17 protein-coding genes and 1 pseudogene are annotated in these 21,647 nt (G+C 71.2%); 6 read left to right on the plus strand and 12 right to left on the minus strand.

Features of this window, described 5'->3' with window-relative positions:
- Positions 1–62 precede the first annotated feature (62 nt).
- A pseudogene (locus tag IG08_RS0150635) lies at positions 63–1,463 on the minus strand (ATP-binding protein); the annotation flags it as partial.
- Positions 1,464–1,640: 177 nt separating this feature from the next.
- On the opposite strand from IG08_RS0150635, the gene IG08_RS0150640 reads away from it, so the two are divergent.
- From IG08_RS0150640 to IG08_RS0150650, 3 genes are all read left to right on the plus strand, one after another.
- Positions 1,641–2,960: an MFS transporter gene (locus tag IG08_RS0150640; RefSeq protein WP_052425294.1), complete on the plus strand. Its 1,320-nt coding sequence runs from the start codon at positions 1,641–1,643 to the stop codon at positions 2,958–2,960.
- Positions 2,961–2,964: 4 nt separating this feature from the next.
- On the plus strand, positions 2,965–4,119 hold the full coding sequence (locus IG08_RS0150645; RefSeq protein ID WP_030620929.1) for an anhydro-N-acetylmuramic acid kinase: 1,155 nt from the start codon (positions 2,965–2,967) through the stop codon (positions 4,117–4,119).
- A gap of 77 nt (positions 4,120–4,196) precedes the next feature.
- Positions 4,197–5,198, plus strand: a complete 1,002-nt coding sequence (locus tag IG08_RS0150650) for a DUF2510 domain-containing protein (RefSeq protein ID WP_030620932.1) — start codon at positions 4,197–4,199, stop codon at positions 5,196–5,198.
- 146 nt (positions 5,199–5,344) lie between these two features.
- On the opposite strand, the gene IG08_RS0150655 is transcribed toward IG08_RS0150650, so the two are convergent.
- Positions 5,345–5,959 carry a TetR/AcrR family transcriptional regulator gene (locus IG08_RS0150655; RefSeq protein ID WP_030620935.1) on the minus strand — a complete coding sequence of 205 codons (615 nt, stop codon included), beginning with the start codon at positions 5,957–5,959 and terminating at the stop codon, positions 5,345–5,347.
- A gap of 236 nt (positions 5,960–6,195) precedes the next feature.
- Between IG08_RS0150655 and IG08_RS0150660 the strand changes: the two genes are divergently transcribed.
- Positions 6,196–7,032, plus strand: coding sequence for a phosphatase PAP2 family protein (locus tag IG08_RS0150660; protein ID WP_030620937.1), 837 nt, complete (start codon positions 6,196–6,198; stop codon positions 7,030–7,032).
- On the plus strand, positions 7,029–7,982 hold the full coding sequence (locus tag IG08_RS0150665; RefSeq protein ID WP_030620939.1) for a DMT family transporter: 954 nt from the start codon (positions 7,029–7,031) through the stop codon (positions 7,980–7,982). Before IG08_RS0150660 ends, IG08_RS0150665 begins: the two co-directional genes overlap by 4 nt.
- Before the next feature lie 32 nt (positions 7,983–8,014).
- Here the strand turns inward: IG08_RS0150665 and IG08_RS0150670 are convergent, their stop codons facing one another.
- Together IG08_RS0150670 and IG08_RS0150675 are read right to left on the minus strand one after the other, a co-directional pair.
- Complete coding sequence (locus IG08_RS0150670; RefSeq protein ID WP_030620944.1) at positions 8,015–8,875, minus strand: LURP-one-related family protein; 861 nt, start codon at positions 8,873–8,875, stop codon at positions 8,015–8,017.
- A 78-nt stretch (positions 8,876–8,953) separates the two neighbouring features.
- On the minus strand, positions 8,954–11,008 hold the full coding sequence (locus tag IG08_RS0150675) for a phosphocholine-specific phospholipase C (protein ID WP_030620948.1): 2,055 nt from the start codon (positions 11,006–11,008) through the stop codon (positions 8,954–8,956).
- A 159-nt stretch (positions 11,009–11,167) separates the two neighbouring features.
- Here IG08_RS0150675 and IG08_RS0150680 point away from each other — a divergent pair, with 159 nt between their 5' ends.
- Positions 11,168–12,484 (plus strand): MFS transporter, encoded by a 1,317-nt coding sequence (locus tag IG08_RS0150680; RefSeq protein WP_030620951.1) that lies wholly within the window; start codon positions 11,168–11,170, stop codon positions 12,482–12,484.
- On the opposite strand, the gene IG08_RS0150685 is transcribed toward IG08_RS0150680, so the two are convergent.
- Genes IG08_RS0150685 through IG08_RS0150720 form a run of 8 tightly spaced genes read right to left on the minus strand, consistent with a single transcriptional unit; the run spans position 12,473 to position 21,190 of the window.
- Positions 12,473–13,405, minus strand: coding sequence for a sugar phosphate isomerase/epimerase family protein (locus tag IG08_RS0150685; protein ID WP_043457423.1), 933 nt, complete (start codon positions 13,403–13,405; stop codon positions 12,473–12,475). The two genes, IG08_RS0150680 and IG08_RS0150685, sit on opposite strands and share 12 nt — an antisense overlap.
- Positions 13,402–14,076, minus strand: coding sequence for a tRNA-specific adenosine deaminase (locus IG08_RS0150690; RefSeq protein ID WP_052425295.1), 675 nt, complete (start codon positions 14,074–14,076; stop codon positions 13,402–13,404). Before IG08_RS0150690 ends, IG08_RS0150685 begins: the two co-directional genes overlap by 4 nt.
- Before the next feature lie 13 nt (positions 14,077–14,089).
- Complete coding sequence (locus tag IG08_RS0150695; protein WP_030620971.1) at positions 14,090–15,619, minus strand: GMC oxidoreductase; 1,530 nt, start codon at positions 15,617–15,619, stop codon at positions 14,090–14,092.
- Positions 15,620–15,651: 32 nt separating this feature from the next.
- Positions 15,652–16,797 (minus strand): ROK family protein, encoded by a 1,146-nt coding sequence (locus IG08_RS0150700; RefSeq protein WP_030620975.1) that lies wholly within the window; start codon positions 16,795–16,797, stop codon positions 15,652–15,654.
- Positions 16,791–18,110, minus strand: coding sequence for a carboxylesterase family protein (locus IG08_RS0150705; protein WP_234343203.1), 1,320 nt, complete (start codon positions 18,108–18,110; stop codon positions 16,791–16,793). The genes IG08_RS0150700 and IG08_RS0150705 overlap by 7 nt, the downstream gene beginning before the upstream one ends.
- Before the next feature lie 5 nt (positions 18,111–18,115).
- Positions 18,116–18,937, minus strand: a complete 822-nt coding sequence (locus IG08_RS0150710) for a carbohydrate ABC transporter permease (RefSeq protein WP_030620981.1) — start codon at positions 18,935–18,937, stop codon at positions 18,116–18,118.
- Positions 18,934–19,884, minus strand: a complete 951-nt coding sequence (locus IG08_RS0150715) for a carbohydrate ABC transporter permease (protein WP_030620984.1) — start codon at positions 19,882–19,884, stop codon at positions 18,934–18,936. The genes IG08_RS0150710 and IG08_RS0150715 overlap by 4 nt, the downstream gene beginning before the upstream one ends.
- 7 nt (positions 19,885–19,891) lie before the next feature.
- Positions 19,892–21,190 carry an extracellular solute-binding protein gene (locus IG08_RS0150720; RefSeq protein ID WP_030620985.1) on the minus strand — a complete coding sequence of 433 codons (1,299 nt, stop codon included), beginning with the start codon at positions 21,188–21,190 and terminating at the stop codon, positions 19,892–19,894.
- Between the last annotated feature and the right edge of the window lie 457 nt (positions 21,191–21,647).

Consider the following 21,647-nt stretch of genomic DNA (forward strand, 5'->3'; position numbering starts at 1 on the left):
CACCCGCTACGAGAAACGGGCCTACACCTACCTCGGCACCGTCACCCTTGCAGCCCTCATCATCTGGCTCCGCACATGATCCGAGAAACAGCGCCTAGTTCGAAGAGCACGCGCGCGTGGACCTCGGGTGGCGGGGGCTCCAGCAGGGCGCGTTCCAGACAGCGGCGGGCCGCGTCGGGGGCGCCGACGGCGACGTGGTCGCGGGCGGCCTCGCGCAGCTGCTCCACGAGTTCCTCGTCGTCGTCCGGGTGGACCTGGAGGAGGTGGCGGGAGGCGGCCGCGGGGCCGAGCCCGGAGTCGGTGACGACCTGGGCGGCGATACCGTGCATGGCGGTGCGCAGGGCGTCGGGGATGGAGTTGTAGACGGCGCTGGCGATCAGCGGGTGGACGAACTCCAGGTCGCCGTCGTCGACTTGGCCGGCGGCGGAGTCGGGTGCGGTGAGGATGCGGGCGGCGCACAGGAGGGCGGCGCAGCGCACCGCCTCGTCGTGCTCCAGGGTGGCGAGCTTGGCCACCAGGCCGACGGAGATGGCGTCGCCGAGGATCGCGGCCGCCCAGGCGAACCGGGTGGCGTCGACGCCGAGTTCCTCCAGGCGGGTGACGAGTCCGCCGCCACGGGCCGAGCGGTTCAGCTCACGCAGTTCGGCGGCGGAGCCCTCGCTGGGCTCCAGTTCGCTGTCCTGCACCTTGGCGAGGAGTTCGACGGTCTCGTACGGGTTGCCGCCGGTGACGGCCCACACCTCGCGGCAGAACGGGGCGTCGGCGTGCTCGCCCACGGTGGCGCGGGTGAGTCCGGCGGTGGCGTCCGGGGTCAGGGCGCTCAGGTTGGTCATGGGGCGGCCCGCGGCGGCGGCCACCGAGTCGAGATGGCGGGCGCTCTCGCCACTGACCTCGCCGGGACGGCGGGCCACCACGACCAGCACGGACAGGTCGTCGAGGCGCTCGGCGAACGCGGCGAGCCAGCGCAGGGTCTCCTGGTCGGCCCAGTGGGCGTCGTCGATCAGCAGCACGAGCGGCCAGTCGCGCCGGGCGAGCCTGCGCACCGCGGCGACCAGTCCGTCGCACACGCCCTGCGGGTCGGCCTGCCGCTCGCCGGGCTCCGCGATGCCGAGGGCGGGGCCCGCGATGTCGTACCAGTCCCCGAGGTACTCGCGGGCCTCCTCGGGCATCAGCGACAGGAGCGCGGGCTGCAGCAGTTGTCGTACGACGTTGAAGGGGACGGACCTGAGGGTCTCGCCGCCGCGGGCCGACCAGACAGTGCAGCCGCGTCGTTCGGCGATGCGGCGGGTCTCGGACAGCAGGGCGGTCTTGCCGAAGCCCGCCTCGCCACGGATCACCAGCAGGCTGCCCGCGGAGGCGCGTCCCGCACACAGGGTGTCGACCGCCCGTTCGACGGCGGCGACTTCCTCGTCGCGCTCCCACAGGGAGGCCGGGGCGGCCGCAGGGGGCCGTACCTCCGTCATCCCGCTACCTCCCGAAGTCGCCCGAACGACGTACAGACCTTGAGCGTAGCCGTCCGGATGCGGAAGCGGAGGCCGGTCGGGGTAGCTGTTCCCGTGACGGGTGACGCCGGGTACGGGCAGGCGACGCGCCGTGCCCGTGACCAGCCGACTTGGGACTTGACTGACAGTCAGTAAGTACTGTCGAGAAGCGGGGAGAGGCCAATACTCCGGGAACAAAGCACACTTCGCTCCCGCCGGGCCCTGGTCGCGGGGTCGGTGGGCAACCTCATCGAGTGGTACGAGTTCGGCGTCTACGGCTATTTCGCGACGATCATCGCGGCGCGCTTCTTCACCCCGGAGGGGGGCAGCGAGGCCGAGGCCCTGGTAAGGACGTACGCGTCCTTCGCGCTGGCGTTCTTCTTCCGGCCGGTCGGCGCGGCCCTGTTCGGGCGGCTCGGCGACCGGATCGGCCGCCGTCCGGTGCTGATCCTGGTGATCGCGCTGATGACGGTCGCGACGACGCTGATCGGCGCGCTGCCCACCTACGCCACGGTCGGCGCCCTGGCCCCTTGGCTGCTCACGTTTCTGAGGGTCCTTCAAGGGCTCTCCGCGGGCGGGGAGTTCGGGGGCGCGGTGTCGGTGATGACGGAGTTCGCCCCGCCGGGTCGACGCGGGCTGTACGGGGCGTGGCAGTCGTTCACGGTGGCGCTGGGGCTGCTGGGCGGCGCGGGGGCGGCGGCCCTGCTCGCCACACTCCTGACGCAGGAACAGCTGGGCGACTGGGGCTGGCGGGTGCCGTTCCTGCTGACGCTTCCGCTGGGGCTGGCGGCGCTGTGGCTGAGGTTGCGGCTGGACGAGACGCCGGCGTTCAAGCAGGAGCGTGAGGTCGAAAGTCCACCTGTCCGTGCGGTCGTGGGGGCGATCGCGCTCGGCGCCGGGCGCATCATGGGCTGGGCGGCGGCCGGCTACACCTTCCTGGTCGTGCTGCCCTCCTATCTGCAGAGCACGCTCGACGCGACCTTCCAGCAGGCGCTGATCGCCACCGTGCTGGCCAACCTGGGCTTCGCGGTCACGATCCTCCCGGCGGGCCTGCTCAGCGACCGGTTCGGGCGGCGGCCGGTGATGCTGACGGGGGCGCTGCTGGTGACGGTGCTCGCGGTTCCGCTGCTCAACCTCCTTCAGGACGGGGGTACTTCGAACCCGGTGAAAGGTGCGGCGGTCTTCGGTGCCGGTGCCGTCGTGGGGCTGATGGCCGGGCCGGGACCGGCGATGCTGGCCGAACTCTTCCCGACGAACGTGCGCTACACCGGCCTGGGACTCGCCTACGCCCTGTCGAATGCCGTCTTCTCGGGCTGTGCCGGGCTCATCATCACCAAGACCGTCGAGCGGACCGGGAACGTGGACGTCCCGGGGTACTACGCGGCGGCGACGTGCGCGCTGAGCGTGCTCGCGCTCATGAAGACACCACCGAAGGAACCGAAGACACCACCGAAGGAACCTTCGAGGAAGGCGAGTTGAACGGATGCGGGTGATCGGCCTGATGTCGGGCACGTCGTACGACGCCATCGACGCGGCGGCCGCCGAGCTGCGTCTGGCCGGCGACAGCGTCGTACTCAAACCGCTGGGGATGATGAGTCAGGCGTACGACGACGAGTTGCGGGAGACACTCGCGGCGGCGCTGCCGCCCGGGGCGACCTCGGCGGCCGAGATGTGCCGGCTCGACACGAGGATCGGGCAGGCCTTCGCCGCGGCGGCCGTGCGTGCCGACCGTGAACTGTGCGACGGACGTGCCGAGTTGGTGGCCTCGCACGGGCAGACGGTCTACCACTGGGCCGCGTCGGGGCAGGTCCACGGCACGCTGCAGCTCGGGCAGCCCGCGTGGATCGCGGAGGCGACCGGGCTGCCCGTCGTCGCCGACTTCCGGCCACGCGACATCGCCGCCGGCGGCCAGGGCGCGCCCCTGGTCAGCCTGGTCGACCTGTTGTGGCTGCGTGGCCGCCCGGGCACCCCGGTCGCGCTGAACCTCGGCGGCATCGCCAACCTCACCGCACCCGACGGGACGGCCTTCGACACCGGGCCCGGGTGCGCGCTGATCGACGCGGCGGCCCGGGGGTTCAGCGGCGGACGGCTGGCGTACGACGTCGACGGCGCCCTTGCCGCGCGTGGCGAGGTCCACCAGGTCCTGCTGGACCGGCTGCTCGCGGAGCCGTACTACGCGCTGCCCGCGCCCAGGACGACCGGCAAGGAGCTGTTCCACGTCGGCTATCTGCGGGAGGCGCTCGCCGGACTCGGCACTCTGTCCGCCGAGGACGTCGTCGCCACGCTGACCCTGCTCACCGCCCGCACGGTCGCCGACGCCGTGCGCGCGCAGGGCGCCACCGAGGTGATCGCCTCGGGCGGCGGGACCCGTAATCCGGTGCTGATGAGGGAACTCGGCCGGCTGCTCCCGGGTGTTGCCCTGCGCACCTCCGACGAGCTCGGTCTGCCGTCGGCCGCGAAGGAGGCGTACGCCTTCGCCGTCCTGGGCTTCCTGACCGTGCACGGCCTGCCCGGCACCGCACCGGCGAGCACGGGCGCCCGGAACGCGCGTGTGCTCGGCTCCCTCACGCCCGGCCGGGACGGGTTCCGGCTGCCGCCGCCCGCGCGGGAGCGGCCGGTGCGGCTCGTGCTGGAGTGACGGTTCGCCCGAGGGTGGCCTGAATCGGGTGCCGCCCCTCTCATCCCTCTTTCACCGACGCCTCATACGGTGGGGACATGACGCAGGTGACTCCTCCCGGGTGGTACCCCGATCCCGGACAGACAAGTGACGGTCCCGCCACCGAGCGCTGGTGGGACGGCAAGACGTGGACGGAACAGACCCGCCCCGCGGGATCGGCCGCCGCATGGGGTCCCCCGGAGCAGGTGACGAGTGCCGGGGCGCCCCCGGCGTATCCGGGGTATCCCGCCGAGCCTCCGGCCGCCCCGCGGCGCGGTCTGCGCACGGGCATAGCCGTGGCGGCGGCGGTCGCGGTGCTCGCGAGCATAGGTGTGGGCGTGTACGCGCTGTCCAGTGACGGCGGCGGGAACGGCAACACCGCCAACTCGCAGGGTCCGGGCGGCGGCCAGGGCGGTCCAGGGGGCCAGGACGGCTCGACGGGCGGACAGGGCGGTCCCTTCGGCGGAAACGGCGGCTCGGACGGCGCCTCGCCGTCCCCCGAGGCGTCCGGAGGGTCCGAGGCGCCGAAGATCGAGAGCGGTTCGGTGACCGACGCGGTCGACGGGATCAGCCTCCCCATCCCGGACGACTGGTACGGCCAGGAGATCTCGGTCGGCGCTTCGGTCACGTCGAACGACTCCTACGACTGCCCCGGCGACACCTCCCAGAAGTGCACGAAGGGCGGCGCGTACTCGGCGCCCGCCCTGGCGCTCGGCACCAAGGGCGACACGGCCGAGGAGGTCGCGAAGGCGGACATCTCGGCCGCCGCCGAGGAGTCCTACGGCGGCAAGGTCTACGGCTCGATCACCTCACACGACGTGCTCGCCTCCAAGGCGGTCACCGTGGCCGGGCAGAAGGGCTATCTGGTCCGCTGGAAGGCGGTCACGAGCAAGGGCGCCGACGGCTATGTCCAGTCGCTCGCGTTCCCGTCGCCCGCGAACGCCCAGCAGATCGTCGTCGTCCGCTTCGGCGTGGACGTCGGCGAGAAGCAGTCCGTGATCGACGAGATAACCAAGGGCATCAAGGTGTCGACGGGCAGCGGCAGCGGCCAGGACGTCTGACACTCCCCGGACACCGGTCGGCCGGGTGGGGCGCCTCTCCGCTCAAGAGGAACCCCACCCGGCCGGGGGGTGCGCGCCGCCCCCGTCCCCACGGTGCGGCGCGAGCAGGTCACCGTCCAGTCATCCCATGGACGGCGGCCTGGGTCTTATGTGAGCCCCAGTGCCGGCAGCACAGCGGCGTCCACGAAGCGGACCAGGTAGTCCGGATCGGCGTACTGCCCGTCCACGACGGGCCGGGCGCGCACGACGCCGAACATCTGCGCCGGGATGTACTCCAGCGCCGGATGGTCGGCGGTGATCTCGCCGCGATCGATCCCGCGTCGGAGCATCTCCTTCAGCGCGGCGATCTCCGGATCGACCAGCGCCTCGCGCAGCGCCTGGGCGAGCTCCGCGTCCTGGGTGACGGCGTGCCCTAGGGCCTGCAACAGCTTGGTGTCGTTCGTCGACCACCGGCCCACGGCCCGTGCGGCCTCGCGCAGGTCGTCGGCCAGCGATCCGGTGTCGATACCCCCGAAGCGGGCCTTACGGCGGGAACGCAGGGCGGCCACCACGAACTGGGGCTTCGTCTTCCACTGCCGGTACAGGGTGGACTTGCTGCAGCGCGTGGTGGAGGCGACGCCCTCCATGGTCACGGCTTCATATCCGCATTCGCGGATCTGTTCGAGAACGGCGTCGAAGAACTCCTGCTCACGCTGGGGCGTGATTTTGGAGCGGCGCGAGGCGGCGACCGTCTCCGGTCCGTCCGCGGCCTGCGACGTCATGGTCTCTTCTCCTCGCTCGTGTGCTGCGGTCAGGGATTCCAAGGCTTCGGGGTCCGTATTCCAGTGTGGCCCCGATTTCTCGGTGTGTTCTATGTCAATCGATACGCCAGTGTACCGGTACTCGACCGTATCGGTACACTGGCGTATCGGTACGCACTCGTACCGATGAGTTCCAGGTGCCGGACGAGTCACAAACCCGTCCGGCACAGCACCACCGTCAGCGAAGGGGCCGGGGGATGAATGCCCGCACCGAGCCTGCAGAAGCGGAGCCGAGCGCTATAGCGCGGCCGCCGCTCGTCCGTGAGCTCCTGCTCGTCGCAGGGCTCTTCCTCGTCTACAAGCTCGGCAGGCAGCTGGCCACGGGCCACACCTCCGAGGCCCTCCGCAACGCCCACCACGTGTGGGACTGGGAGCGGGCCCTCCATCTGCCCGGCGAGGGATCGGTGCAGTCCCTGCTGCTGCACGGCGACACGCTCGTGCACATCGCCAACACCTACTACGCGACCGTCCACTTCCCGGCGACGCTCGCCTTCCTCGTCTGGCTCTACCTGCGGCGCCCCACCCACTACGTGTGGGTCCGCCGGGTCCTCGCCGCGGTCACCGGGGCCGCCCTGGTGCTGCACCTCGTGTTCCCGCTCGCCCCGCCCCGGATGCTGGCCGCGACCGGCCTGGTGGACACCGCGCGGGTGTACGGCCCCTCCGTGTACGGCCCGCCGCAGACCGACACCCTGTCCAACCAGTTCGCGGCGATGCCCTCGCTGCACTTCGGCTGGGCCCTGATGATGGCGATCGGCCTGATCGTGGCGACGAGGTCGCGCTGGCGCTGGCTGTGGCTGCTGCACCCGCTGCTGACGCTGCTGGTGATCGTCGGGACGGCGAACCACTACTGGCTCGACGCGATCGCGGCGACGGCCCTGCTCGGCCTCGCCCTCGCGCTGATCCTCCCCCAGACTTCGTCCGGGGGGACCCCCATCTCGCTTCGCTCGCCGCACCGGACGGCGACCACGGCGGGGCGTACACAGGACACGCTCGTGCCGGCCGAGGAGAACGTACTGGTCGGAGCAGTCCGATGAGCGCCACCGTCCTCGCCGTCGTCCTGTCCCTGTTCTCCTCCGTGGCCTACGCGGCCGCGGCCGTCGCCCAGGAGCGGCTCGCCTCCCGCAATCCCGGCTCGGGCCTGGCGCGGATGCTGCGCTCGGGCGCGTGGTGGGGGTCCGTCGTACTCAACGCGTCGGCCGCGCTGCTGCACGTCGTCGCCCTCAAGTACGGCCCGCTGACCGTCGTCCAGCCGCTCGGCGCGCTCACCCTGGTCGCCGCGGTGCCCCTGGGCGCGCGGATCGCGGGGCGGAAGGTCAGCGCGGTGGAGTGGCGGGGTACCGCCTTCACCCTGCTCGGGCTGGCCGCGATCCTCGTCGTGGCGTCCGGGCCCGCGCCCGAGGACGTGCTGAGCGTGCCCGAGGCGCTGATGGTCGCGGCGGCGACGGCGGCACTGATCGGCGCGCTGGCCCGGCGCGGCACCCGGCCCGGACTGCGGCACGCGTCCGCTTCCGGCCTCGCCTCCGGTGTGGCCTCCGCGCTCACGCAGACGGTGACGGTGGCCGTGACGGACCGCTCGGGTTCGCTGCTCAGCGTCCAGGTGATCGGGGTGGCGGTGCTGGTCGCGGCCTTCGCGACGGGCGGGCTGCTGCTGTCGCAGACGGCGTACCGGGGCGGTCTCGGCGCTCCGCTCGCGGTGGTGACGCTGGCCAATCCGGTGGCCGCCGCGGTGATCGGACTCTCGCTGCTCGGCGAACAGCTGCAGGGCGGCGCGGCCGGAGTGCTCCTCGCGCTGGCGGGGGCGGGGCTCGCGGCCTGGGGCGTGGTGCTGCTGAGCCGGGTGACACCGGTCGGCATCGAGGACGACGACCACCCGGTGGCGGCCGTACTGGCGCTGGAGCCGCACTCGGCGACGGCCGAACCGGCGTTGCGGGACATGAGTGTGCCCCGGCCGTCCGTCGAGCCGGGGCACCTCACACCGCTGTGATCGGGATCAGCCGAACACCGCTGTAGGCGGGATCAGCCGAGGCCGCGCGAGTCCTGCTTGAGCGCGGTGTCGACGGTCAGCGCCGTCGCGACCACCAGGCTCAGCAGCGGCTCGGGCAGCTGGTAGTGGATCTGCAGGACGTAGTTGTCCGCGGTCGTGAACATCGTCTTGGCGAGGCCTTCCCAGGTCTTGGTGATCCGGGCGACCTCGTTCTCGGCGTGGTCGACGATCGCGAAGTTCCAGGCCCGCCAGTTCTCCGCCTTGATCGCGCCGACCTGCTGGCCGTTGACGTTCATCGCGAAGTTGATCTTGCCGATCATGTTCTGCTGGACGATCTCGCCCACCGTCGAGCCGTCCGGACGCTGCACGATCACCCGCGACTTGAGGAACTTCGCGGGCCGGGTCAGCAGGAGCACCGGCTGGCCGTAGGCGTCGCGGATCTCCAGCTTGTGGGTCAGGAACTGGTCGACGCTGGCGACGAAGCGCAGGGCCTTCTTCAGCGCGCTCTGCCCGACCTGGATGACCGAGCCGACCTGGGTGCCCTGCTGGTTCATGACCTTGTACTCGTTGGTCAGCTCGATCAGCTTGGCCTTCTGGTTCACCACCAGGACCGGCTCGGTGAACAGCGTGCCGCCGCCGGCGCCGCTCTGTGCGACGCCGGCCTGCTGATGCACCTGACGCTGCACCCGCGGGTCGGGTCCGGCCTGCTGCTGCGGCATCTGCGGTGCCTGCTGCACCGGCTGGGCCGGTACGCCCTGAGCCTGTCCCGCCGCCTGCTGCTGGTCCGCGTTGGTGTGCTGGGTCCACTGCGCGCCGTCCCAGTAACGGAGCGTCTGGGGCGCCCCGTGCGGATCGGGGTACCAGCCTGCAGGAGTGTTCGAATGCGTGGTCACCGGGGCACACTACCCCGGGACCATCGGTATCTGGCCAGTCCCCTCGACAGGGCGTTCATCAGGCCTTTACCGCATCTTTTACTTCGCACCCAGCGCCGGGTCACTGACCCCGGGACGCCCGTTCTCGACATGTCCGGCGAATCGCCTGAGGAACGCCGGGTCGGCGTCGGACGTGACGGTCAGGTCGTACCAACGCCCGCTGCCCGCGAGGCCGAAGGTGTGCCGGACGGTGGCGCCCGACCGCACGGTGAAGGTCCTGGCCGGCTCGCCGTAGCCGCTGCTCGCCGTCAAACGCACCGTGCCGGAGCCCTTGTTGGTGAAGGTCAGCTCGACCTCGTCGCCGGTGTGCCGGGCGGTGACCTCGGGTCCGGCGGTCTTGTTCGGGCCCTTGAAGACGCGCAGGAAGCCGTTGGGGCCGTGCACGGTCAGGTCGTACGAGCCCTTCGAGTACGCCGAGTTCCAGGTGTCCGACACGGCCTTGCCGGCCTCGGTGGTGTAACTCCACGGGCCGTCGGTGCGGTTGCCGGACGTCACCAGGAACGCAGCACCGGCCTTGCCGCCGGAGGCGAAGGTGAGCGTGAACTTCCCGGCCGCGGTGTCGGCCGAACCGTCCACGCGCGGCGCGTACTTGAGCGGCCGGGCCGGACGCAGACCGCGCTCCTGTCCGGGCAGGACCGGGTTGGCGGGCGGGGTCGGCACGTAGTCGGGGTGGCGTTCACGGTCCGGCGGCTCGTAGCCGTCGGTGTCCGGGAGGGCGACCGGCTTGACGTCCTTGCGGGAGAAGTCGAAGGCCGAGGTGAGGTCGCCGGAGATCGCGCGCCGCCAGGGCGAGATGTTCGGCTCGTGCACACCGAAGCGGCGCTCCATGAACCGGATGATCGAGGTGTGGTCGAGCGTCTCGGAGCAGACGTAACCGCCCTTGCTCCAGGGCGAGACGACGAGCATCGGCACCCGCTGGCCGAGCCCGTACGCACCGGCGACGTGCCCGCTGTCGCCCGCGAACAGGTCGGGGCCGACGTCGACCGTGGACTTGCCCTGCGCGTCGGAGGCGGGCGGGAACGGCGGGACCATGTGGTCGAAGAAGCCGTCGTTCTCGTCGTAGGTGATGAACAGGGCCGTCTTCGCCCAGACCGCCGGGTCGGAGGTGAGCGCGTCGAGCACCTGGGCGATGTACCAGGCGCCGTAGTTGGCGGGCCAGTTGGGGTGCTCGGTGAAGGCCTCGGGGGCGACGATCCAGGAGATCTGGGGCAGCTTGCCGCCCTTGACATCGGCCTTCAGCTGGTCGAAGTAGCCCTCGCCCTTGGTGTAGTCGGTGCCGGTGCGGGCCTTGTCGTACAGCGGGTCGCCGGGCTGGGCGTTCCGGTACTGGTTGAAGTAGAGCAGCGAGTTGTCGCCGTAGTTGCCGCGGTAGGCGTCCTGGATCCAGCCCCAGCTGCCGTTCGCGTCGAGGCCGTCGCCGACGTCCTGGTAGATCTTCCAGGAGACGCCCGCCTCTTCGAGCCGCTCGGGGTACGTGGTCCAGCCGTAGCCGACCTCGTCGTTGCCGAGGACCGGGCCGCCGCCGGTGCCGTCGTTGCCCGTGTAGCCCGTCCACATGTAGTAGCGGTTCGGGTCGGTGGAGCCGATGAACGAGCAGTGGTAGGCGTCGCAGACGGTGAAGGAGTCGGCGAGGGCGTAGTGGAAGGGGATGTCCTCACGGTTCAGGTACGCCATCGTCGTGGAGCCCTTGGACGGGACCCACTTGTCGTACTTGCCCGAGTTGACGGCGGCATGTCCGTCGTTCCAGCCGTGCGGGAGGTCCTCGAGGAAGGCCATGCCCAGGTCGTCGGCGTCCGGGTGGAAGGGCAGGACGTCCTTGCCGCTGCCGTCCGCCTGGTGCCACACCGACGTGCCGTTCGCCTGCGTCACCGGCCGCGGGTCGCCGAAGCCGCGGACGCCGCGGAGCGAGCCGAAGTAGTGATCGAAGGAACGGTTCTCCTGCATCAGGACGACGATGTGCTCGACGTCCTCGATCGTCCCCGTGCGGTGGTGGGCCGGGAGCGCGGCGGCGCGCTGGATGCTGTTCGACAGCGCGGTGAAAGCGGTCGTGGCGCCCGCGAGTTGCAGGAATCTGCGCCGATTGACTTCGGGCATGGGTGGGTGCCTCTTCTCATCCTGAGGTGCGGATGGCCGGAACATGACGGAATACGCGCGGTGCGAGTGTTCCAAGAGCACCAAACGTCAGGGAAGGGTCTGGTGGCGCTGATGTGAAAGTCGTCGGTACGGCAGGTGTGCCGGGTCCGCGGTCAGGGGATGGTCGCGATCATGACAGAGACGACGCGCGCGGAATCCTCGCCTTCTCCGCCTCCCCCACCGACGAAACGGCCCGTCCGCCAGCTCCTCGCCGCCTCCGTGGGCAATGCCGTGGAGTGGTACGACTGGTACGCCTACACGTTTCTGGCCACCTACATCGCCACCGCGGTCTTTCCCGAGAGCGCGGACAACTCGCTGGTGCCGCTGCTGTCGACGTTCGCGGTCTTCGCGGTGGGCTTCTTCATGCGGCCGGTCGGCGGGCTGCTGATGGGCGCGGTCGCGGACCGGCACGGACGGCGGGCCGCGCTGACGGTCACGATTCTGCTGATGGGCGGCAGCAGTCTGCTGGTCGGGCTGACCCCGACCTACGCGGCCGCCGGCGTCCTCGCACCCGTGGTCCTGGTCCTCGCGCGGCTGCTCCAAGGGCTGTCGGTGGGCGGGGAGTTCGCGGCCTCGACGACTTTTCTGGTGGAGTCGGCGGGGCCCGGCAGGCGCGGGCTGTTCTCCAGTTTCCAGTACGTGTCGACGACCGCCGGGCAGCTTGTCGCGTCCGGCATCGCGACGCTGCTCGTGGACACGCTGAGCGACGGGCAGATGAACGGCTGGGGCTGGCGGATCCCGTTCGTCCTCGGGGCCGTACTGAGCCTGGTCGGGTTCTGGATCCGGCAGGGCGCCCAGGAGACACGGAGCGAGGAGCAGCAACAGGCGCCGCGTCCCGGCCTGTTGGAGGCGCTGCGCCGCCATCCGCGCGAGTCCCTGCTGATCTGCGGCATCACGGCGGGCGGCACGATCGCCTACTACACGTGGACGTCGTACCTGCCGACGTACGCCGAACTCAACACGGGCATCGACAAGTCGGACGCCCTGCTCGCCGGCACGATCTCGCTCGCCTTCTTCGGCCTGCTCCAACCGCTCGGCGGGCTGCTCTCCGACCGCTTCGGCCGCCGGCCGCTGCTGCTCTTCTTCGGCCTGGGCTTCGCCCTGCTGAGCGTGCCGCTGCTGCACTCCCTGAGCGACTCCTTCGCGGTGCTGCTGCTCGTCCAGTGTGCGGGCATGGTCATGCTGACCGGCTTCACTTCGATCAGCGCGGCCGTGAACGCGGAGGTGTTCCCGCCCCGGGTGCGGGCGGCCGGCATCGGATTCCCCTACTCGCTCACGGTCGCGCTGTTCGGCGGGACGGCGCCGTATGTGGGCACGCTCTTCAAGGAGTTGGGCCACTCGGGGATCTTCCCGTGGTACGTGGCCGCCCTCTGTCTCCTGTCCTCGCTGGTGTACCTGCGACTGCCCGAAACGGCGCACAAGCCGCTACGGCGCTGAGGTCCACCGCTCCGCCACGGCCTTCCCCGCCCGCAGCGCGGCCACCGGGTCGGCCGCCTCGTCGAGTTCGATGAGCACGGTGTCCGCGCCGGGCGTCCGGGACATCGCGTCGGCCCAGCCCCGCCAGTCCACGATGCCCGTGCCCAGTTCGGTCATGTAGGGCTGCTGCTGGGCGAAGACCGTGTCGTCGATGGTGAGTTCGACGTCGATCGGCTGCACCGCGTCCTTCCAGTGGGCCAATGCGATGCGCTGGGAGTGGCGTCGCGCGACCGCGACGGGGTCGCCTCCGCCGAGGGCGATGTGACAGGAGTCGGGGCACAGCCACACATAGCGCGGGTCGGTCAGCGCCATGAACAGGTCGATGTCCCGCTCGTACCAGAGGGTGCTGTTGGACTCCGTGTGGAAGGCGAGCTTCACCCCGTGCCGGGCGACGGCCTCACCGACCACATGGGCGATGTCGGCCATCCGCGTCATGTACCCGGCGTCGACGAAGAAGGGCGGGCTCGTCCCGAAGGTCGTCCTCATCGGCAGCCCTGCGACGAGGAGTTCGGCGCCCGCCTCCGCGAGAAAGGCCGCGCGGCGCTCGGCGTCGGCGACGATCGCGGGCAGGTTGTCGCCGTGCCGCCAGTCGGGGGCGTCGCTGCCGGCGATGAAGGCGCTCACGACGGACAGGCCGCGGGCCTCCAGTTCACGACGGAAGGAGGCCGCGCTGCCGAAGGCCCGCAGGGCCGAGTCGATGTCGCCGGGCGCGAAGGTCAGCTCGATGCCGGTGACACCGGCTTCGGCGAGAGCGTCCATCACCCGCGCCCAGAAGCTCTCGGGGTTCGTCAGGGCCCAGTCGCGCACGGCGTCGCCGGAGTCCAGGCCCCAGAAGTCCGGGTGGTAGAAGGTGATGACGTCGGTCGCGAAAGCGGGCGTCATTCGGCCCCTCCACGGACGTTTTCGGCCCCTCCGCGGGCGTTTTCGGCCCCTCCGCGGGCGTTTTCGGCCCCTCCGCGGGCGTTGTAGACGACGATGTCGTCGGCCGCGTCGACGGCCTCCCGGTAGTTGCGGAAGACGGCAAGGGCCTCGTCCCGGAGCACATCTCCTACGACCTTGATCCTGCGTGCCTCGAACTGCTCGGCCCAGTCCGCGCCGAGCGGGCCCTCGTCGAACGTGGTGATCTCCTCCAGTTCCGGGCCCTCGCCGGCGACCACGAGACCACGCACCCCGGACCACATCGTGGCGCCGTAACACTGGATGCAGGGACGCCAGTTGACGACGAGCTCGTGGGCCGGCAAGCCGTCGCCGCCGAGGTCCCAGCCGCCGGTCGCCGTCTGGGCGAGGCCGAGGGCGACGACCTCGGCGTGCGCGCTGGAGATGCCGGAGGCGAGCACGACGTTCACACCGACGGAGACGATCCGGCCGGTGTCCTGTTCGGCGACGAGCGCGGCGAACGGGCCGCCGTTGCCCTCGCGCCAGTTGCGGTCGGCGAGCCGGTGCACGAGACGCATGCGGTCGTCGCGGTCGGGAAGGACGGCGGGCACGTCGGCCAGTTCGTCGTCGATCCAGGCCGGCAGGGCGACGCGGTATTCCTTCGCGATGTCGATCACTCGTCGATTCCTCTCAGTGCGCGGCGAGCGCGGAGTTGCGGGCGGCGACGGCTCGGGCGGCCCTGATGGCGGTCACCGCGCCGGTCAGGGTGACGTTGGCGGCCATCGCCGTGGGGATCACGCCGTTGCCGGCGAGGTACAGGTTGTCGTGGCCCCACACCCTGCCGTCGGGGTCGCACACACTCGTGCCGTCGTCGACGGCGCCGGCCCGGACGGTGCCGGTCAGGTGCAGCGACGAGCCGGGCGGGAGCACCGCGCACTCGGTCGCGGGGTCGAACGGGCCGAACTCCTCGGCCAGCGACCGGACTTCGTCGAGGGCCCGTGCGATCAGCGCGCGGTCGGCGTCGGAGTAGCCGAACTCGACGCCGATGCGCGGCATCCCGGCCAGGTCGGTCTCGGTCGCCGAGAACACGAGCCGGTTCTCGGGACGCGACTCGACGGGGGCGTACAGCGACAGCCCGACGGAGTGCGCGAGGGGACGCTCGTCCTCGTCCACGTACGTGCGGTTCATGATCTGTCCGTGGAAGGGCTGCGCCGCGCCGTTCTGCGGCAGCCAGAGCGAGTCGGTGCAGAACTCGCCGGGGCGCTGCAGGGGCAGGTCGTCGACTGCGATGCCGAAGCGGTCCAGGTCGAGCAGCACGCGGGCGGTGATGAACGCGTGCTCGTTGAGGTGGCGGCCCAGTGCCGTGGGCCGGATGCCCGAGGCGAACAGGAGCTGCGGGGTGCGCAGGGCGTCCGCGCAGACCACCACGGTGTCCGCGAGGAGTTCGGACTCGGTGCCGTCGACGATACGGCGGAATCGGGCGCCGGTGACCCGGCCGTCGGCCGTGACGAGGAGCGAGGTCACGAGGGCGCCGGTGACCAGGGTGAAGGCCGGGTCCCCACCCGTCGCGATCGCGGGGAAGATCGTCCCCGGGGCGGTTCGGGGCATGGGGCCACTCGGTGTGGCGGTGACCGCCATGGGCATCGGCTGAGGCCGCCGGTCGTCCGGGCCGACTCCGTCGAAGTGCCGACGCAGCACGTCAAGTACCACGTCTCCGACGGCAGTCGGCCCGATCGCCGAGGGTGTGACCGCGAGCGCCTGGCGCGCGATGTCCAAGTCGGCTGCCCAGCGGTCCGGTTCGCCGAAGTCGAACACCTCGTCCCCGGCGGGCCACGGTGTGGCGGCGGTCCAGTGGACGCCCATGCCGCCCGCGTTCCACGCGAGCGCGGCCTGCGGCATCGCCTCGGCGTCCTCGCCGAAGGCGAGCGCGTGGAACATGCCGGGCGTCAGGTCGGTGAGGCTGTCCGCGGCCTCGCGCACCACCTCGGCGCCCGTGTACATGCCCTGGATGCCGGTGGCTACCTGTTCGTTGTAGCGCGCCCAGAGGACCGGGTCGTCGAGGTCGTGCAGGTGCAGGCCGGGGGTCTCGCCGATCGCGGTGCCGCCGTCGACCATGGTGATGTCCAGCGCCGGATCGGTGGCGCGCAGCTGCCGGGCCACGACGGATCCCATGATGCCGCTGCCCACGATGAGGACGTCGGTGCGGAGGGTGGGGGTCAAGTGGGACTCCATAGGTTGGTGCATGGGGGGGATCACGCGTTCGGGACGAGGGGGCCGAACAGTTCGGTGTCCATGCGGTCGAGGGCCAGCTTCACGGCGCCGATGAGCGGGGCGTCCTGGCCCAGGCCGGTGGCCCGCAGTTCGATCGCGGGGGTACGGGCGTCGCGCAGCGCCTTGCGTACCCGGGGCAGCAGCACGTCGGCAGCGTCCTCCAGGCCGCCGCCGAGCACGATGAGCGAGGGGGCGACCGTCCACGACAGGGTGGTGAGGATGGACGCGATGTTCTCCACGAACTCGTCGACCTCGGCGAGTGCGGTCGCGTCGCCCGCGCGGGCCGCCTCGAACCGGCCGAGCGCGACGCTCCGTCGGTCGGGTTCCGGTGAGGTGAGCCAGGCCACGGGGCGGTTCTCCACCGAGCCGGCCGGCAGCGACACCGCTTCGACGATCTCGCCCGCGGCACCGTCGAGACCACGGTGCACGGCCCCTCGGATGAGAATGCCCAGGCCGGTCCGGTTCCCGAGCATGGCCCATACGACGTTGTCGTGGTCGCCGGCCACGCCCCGCCAACGCTCCGCGAGCGCACCGAGGTTGGTGTCGTTGTCCGCGAACCAGGGCATCCGGACGCGTCGCCCGAGTTCCCCCGGCAGGTCCACGCCCTCCCATCGCGTCGTGTGCACCAGACGCCGTACGACTCCCTCGTCGTCGATCGCGCCACCGGCCGCGACCGCGCCGGCCCGGAGCCGTTCCGGCGACCCGCCCGCGTCGTCGAGTGCCTCGCGTACGAGCGTCGCCGCGTCGTCGAGGCTGGTCTGCGGATCCTGGTAGGCGCGCAGCGGCCGGTGTGACCGGCCGAGGATGCGGCCGCGTACGTCGGCGACGACCGCGGACACGTCCAGGGTGGTGATGCGCACGGCGGCCAACAGGGCGTGTTCGGCCCGCAGTTCGTAGCGGCGGGCGGGCCGTCCCGCGGAGCCGGCGAGGGGCACGCGGTCCAACTCCGCCACCCAGCCCGCCTCGACGAGCGAGTCCAGGACGATCTCGATCGTACGGCGGGACAGGCCCGTCTGCTCGGCGAGCGCGGTCAGCTTCCTCGGCCCGGCCGACACCGCCAACGCCCGCAGGATCACTGCCGTGTTGACCCGTCGTACCGCGCTCTGGTTCATCCCCGACATCAGCATGCCTCCGCCCCCGCCCGCACGACGGGATCGAACACGCCCTTGGTGTCGGCGGCGAGCGCCGCGCCGGGTCGGCCGTATTCGCGGGCCGGATCGCCGAGCGTCCCGGTCGCCCGTGCCCAGCCCGGCTCCTGGCCGCGGACGAAGCCGACCAGATCGGCGTGCATCAGCGTGGCCAGGTCCGCGGGCGGCCTCGGACCGAGCGTCTGAGCCACGCCCGGTGCGTCGAGCACGTCGAAGAAGAACGGGATGTCGATGCAGTGCGTGGCGCCGCCGAGCACGGGCGAGGGCCATTCGAAGGAGTACAGCCAGGTGCCGGCGGACCCGGCGCGCCGGGCGGACGCGGCGCGCGGACAGGCGGAACGGAACAGGGTGTCCGTCACCCGGGTGCCGGCCGCGCGCTTCTCCGGTGTGCCGGCGCCGTCGAACTCGTCGCCGGTCGCGCCGAGCAGCAGGGGTACGTCGTGCCCGTGGCCGGCGAGTCCCTCGGCCACGGGCACCGGCAGGACGTCGTCGCCGACGAACGGGGCGAGCACGAGCACGTCGTCACCCCGCAGGTCGAGGACGCCCTGTTGGAGCTGCTCCGGCGTGCGGCTGCCGAATCCGGCCCGCGTCGGCGGCACGCCGAGCCTGTGCCCGAGCCGTTCCAGGAAGTCGTGTCGCGCGCCCCCTTCGAAGAAGCCGCCGGACAGGCTCACCGCGCGGTGGAAGCGGCCTCGGGCGGCGGGCGACGACAGGAGCGCGAGCACCGCCGCTCCCCCGGCCGACTGGCCGGCGACGGTCACCCGGTCCGGATCGCCGCCGAACGCGGCGATGTTCTCCTGGACCCAGTCGAGGGCGCACAGCAGGTCGCGCAGTCCGAGGTTCGTGGGTGCGTCGTCGAGTACGGCGAACCCGTCGACGCCCAGCCGGTGGCCGACCGTGACCGTGACGACGCCGTCGCGGGCGAAGGCGCGGCCGTCGTACCAGGGGCTGGCCGGGCTGCCCGCCAGGAAGCCGCCACCGTGGATCCACACCAGGACCGGCAGGAGCGTACGGTCCGCACCCGCGGCCGGGGCGACGATGCCGAGGTTCAGCACGTCGTCACCCGGCACCGACGGCTCCGGAATCGTGGTCGTGGCGAACAGCGGTACGCACTGCGAGGTGGCGCCGTGCCGGGACGCGTCGAACGGCTCCGTGAACCGGCCGCGTGGCACGGGCACGGCGAACCGCCTTGCTCCGGTGGGGACTTCGGCGTACGGGATGCCGAGGAAGCGCCGGACGTGGCCGGTGCGCCGGCCGACGAACGTGCCCGCGGGCGCGTCGGTCGAGTCCATCGCGCTCACCGCATTCCCGTCCCGGCGATGCCCTGCACGAAGTAGCGCTGCAGGAACAGGAAGAGCAGCAGTACCGGCAGCATCACGACGATCGCGCCGGCGAGCATCAGGCCGTAGTCGGTGACGTGGGCCGCGGCCTGGCTGGTGGCGGCGAGGCCGACCGGCAGCGTGTAGGTGGACATGCTCTGGGCGACGATGAGCGGCCAGATGAAGTTGTTCCACGAGGCGAGGAACGACATGATCGTGATCGTCGCGACGGCCGGTCCGGCCAGCGGGAGGAAGATCCGGAAGAAGATCCGGAACTCACCGGCACCGTCGATGCGGGCCGCTTCGAGGAGTTCGTCGGGGATCGACAGTGCGTACTGCCGCATGATGAACACCGACATGGGCAGGGCCACGCCGGGCAGGGCGATCCCGGTGAGGGTGTCCGCGAGCCCCATGTCGACGGTGATCACGAACTGCGTGACGAACACCGCGCTGAACGGCACCATCATGGCCGCCATGACCGCGCCGAACGCGAGCCGCTTACCGGCGAATTCGAGCTTGGCGAGCGCGTAGCCCGCCGCCGAGGCCGCCACGATGTTGCCGACGACCACCATGAGCGCGACCACGATGCTGTTGACCATGAACCCGCCGAAGCCCTCGGTCGCGAACAGCCGGGTGAAGTTGTCGAAGGTCAGGTGTTCCGGGATCCAGGCGCCGGGGTCGGCGCGGATCTCGTCGAGGCTGCGCAGCGAGCCACTGACCGCCAGGGCGAACGGGAGCATCGTGAGCAGCGCGCAGAGGATCAGGGCGCCGTACAGCAGGGGGCGGCGGTAGAGGGTCATGTGCGGGACCTCAGCAGCCGGAACTGGACGACGCTCACCACGGCCACCAGCACGAGCATCACGAAGGACGCCGCCGAGGACGTACCGAACTCGCCGGATCCGAACTGGCGGTAGGTGTACAGCGCGACCGACTCGGTGGAGCCGAGCGGGCCGCCGCCCGTGAGCAGGTACGGCTCGTCGAAGACCTGGAGGTAGAAGACGGTCAGGAGGACGGAGACCATGAGGGTGGTGGGGAGCAGCAACGGCAGGGTGATGTGCCGGAGTTGACGCCATCGCCCGGCCCCGTCGAGGGAGGCCGCCTCGTACACGTCCTGCGGGATCGCCTGGAGACCGGCGAGGAACAGGACCATCGCGGTGCCGAAGTTGCGCCAGACGCCGAGCAGGATGACCACGGGCATGGCGAGGTTCGGGTCGTCCAGCCAGTTCGGTCCACCGAGGCCGACGGCGCCGAGCACTTTGTTGACGGTGCCGTCGGCGTTGAAGGCGTACTGCCAGATCAGGGCGACGGCGACGACGTTGGTGACGACCGGCGCGAAGAAGACGGTACGGAACACCCCGCGCAGCCGCCGGATGCCGGAGTTCAGCGTGAGGGCCAGGGCGAAGCCGATTCCCATGGTCAGCGGCACGCCGACGGCCACGAAGAGGGCGGTGTTCAGGATGTCCCGCACGAAGGTCTCGTCCTGGAACAGCCGGGCGTAGTTCTCGAGGCCGGTGAAGTTGACCGCGAACGGGGTCCGCAGGTCCGCGCCCCGCAGGTCGGTGAGGCTGAACCCGAGCGCGGCCACGGTGGGGATCGCCGTGTAGAGCAGGAACACCACGGCGAACGGCGCGAGGAACAGCCAGGCGACGGCCGTACGACGGAGGGCGGGCCTGGAGCGACGCGCCTCGCGCGGCTGCACCGAGGGCGGCCGCGTCCGGCGCGTGCCGGGGATGAGGGTGACGGTCATCGGCGGGTCACTCCGCCCCCGTACCGACGCTCTCGGCGTACGCCTGGATGTTCGCGGCCGCCTTCGCCGCGGTCTGCTTGCCCTTGGCCACGGCTTCCGTCTCCTTGCCCAGCCGGGTCGCGACCTGCTGCCAGGTGCTCACCTGCGGGAAGGCCCGGGTGTTCTTGAGCTGGGTGAAGAAGGCGCCGAGGAGCGGCTGCCCCTTGATGGCCGAGTCGTCCCAGGCGGAGATGACGGCGGGCAGCGAGCCGTACGCCTTGTACTGCGCGACCTGAGTGCTGGGCCCCGCGAGGTGACGGACGAGCTTCCACGAGGCGTCCGCGTTGTCGCTGTTCGCGAGGACGCCCCAGGTGCCGCCGGCGGAGAAGGAGACGCTGCCCGAGGCCCCGGCCGGCAGGGGTGCGGTGGCGACGTGGGAGGCCGTCCAGCCGTCCTTCTTCGCGGCGGTGTCGAGCTGGCCGACGACCCACGGGCCGGTGATCATCGAGGCGGTCCTGCCGGAGACGAAGTACGGCTGCGCGTCGAGGAAGGTGGGCCCGCTGGTGTCGGCGGTTCCCTCGGTGAAGAACGACGCGTTGTACTTGAGCGCGTCGACCATCTCCGGGGTGTTCAGGGTCCATTTCCCGGCGGAGGAGACCAGCGAGCCGCCCGCCTGCCAGGCGTACATCGCGATGTCCTGGCCGTTGAAGATGTCCCAGCCGATGTCGGCCCCGAGGCCACGGGTGGCTCCGGCGCTCTGGAGCGCCTTGAGGAACGGCGTCATCTGGTCCCAGGTGGTCGGCGCCTCGACGCCGGCCTTCCTGGCGAGGTCGGAGCGGTAGACGAGCGCGTAGGTGTAGGCGTACCAGGGCACCGTGTAGGCCACGTCCCCGACCACACCGGCGTCCCAGAGGCTCTCGAAGAAGCTGTCCGGATCCACCAGACCGTCCGGAACCGGCTGCAGGGTCGACGAGTCCAGGAACTGTGCCTGCGACTCGGGGAAGAACTGGGCGACATCGGGTCCCTTGCCCGCCGCGATCGCCGCCTGGAGCTTGGTGTAGTACTCCGCGTTCGGGATCAGCGTGGTCTTCACGACGAGGTCGGGGTTCGCGGCCTTGAAGGGCTTGACGACCTTGTCGAGCACGTCGGCGTCGCCCTGAGCGGCCCAGACGTCGACGGTGCCGGTGGCCGGGGAGGCGTCGACCTTCTTGACGGTGCCGGCGGCGGCCGTGCCGTCGTCGCGTCCGCAGCCGGCCAGGGGAAGAGCGGCGCCGAGCGCCAGGCCGGCGGTCAGTCTGAGGGCGCCGCGTCGGGAGAGGTGGGGCACGGGGGACTCCTGTGACACGAGGTGCTGAGGACAGTGGCGTGATGTCCGGTGACGCTATGAACCGCGTGTTTCGGCCACGTGGCCGTCCCCGCCCTCAATAATTTCGGAACTTGTAGCGAAATCGGTCCGTCACTGCCTCGTACTCGCCCTCTGACCAGGCACATCACCCTTGCGCTCCCTGCTGCATCGCCCTCCTCGTACCGTCGACGAGGCCGTTGGACGCTTCTCCGGGAAAGAGCCTTCTCGGCCGAACGACCGACGTCGTCCGGCACAGGTGCCGCCGGAATCGGGCTCGCCGCCACGATGGCCCTGCCGCTCTCATCGGCGCACGCCATCGCCACGTCAGGCACGTAACCCAAGGAAAGGCCATGCCATGCCGACCTGGACCGACGACGAGCTGGACCGCATCGGCTCATCCGTCGAACTCGACCTGGAGTCCGAGCGCGCCGACGGCACC

This window comes from Streptomyces fulvoviolaceus (assembly GCF_000718165.1).
Lineage (GTDB): Bacteria > Actinomycetota > Actinomycetes > Streptomycetales > Streptomycetaceae > Streptomyces > Streptomyces fulvoviolaceus.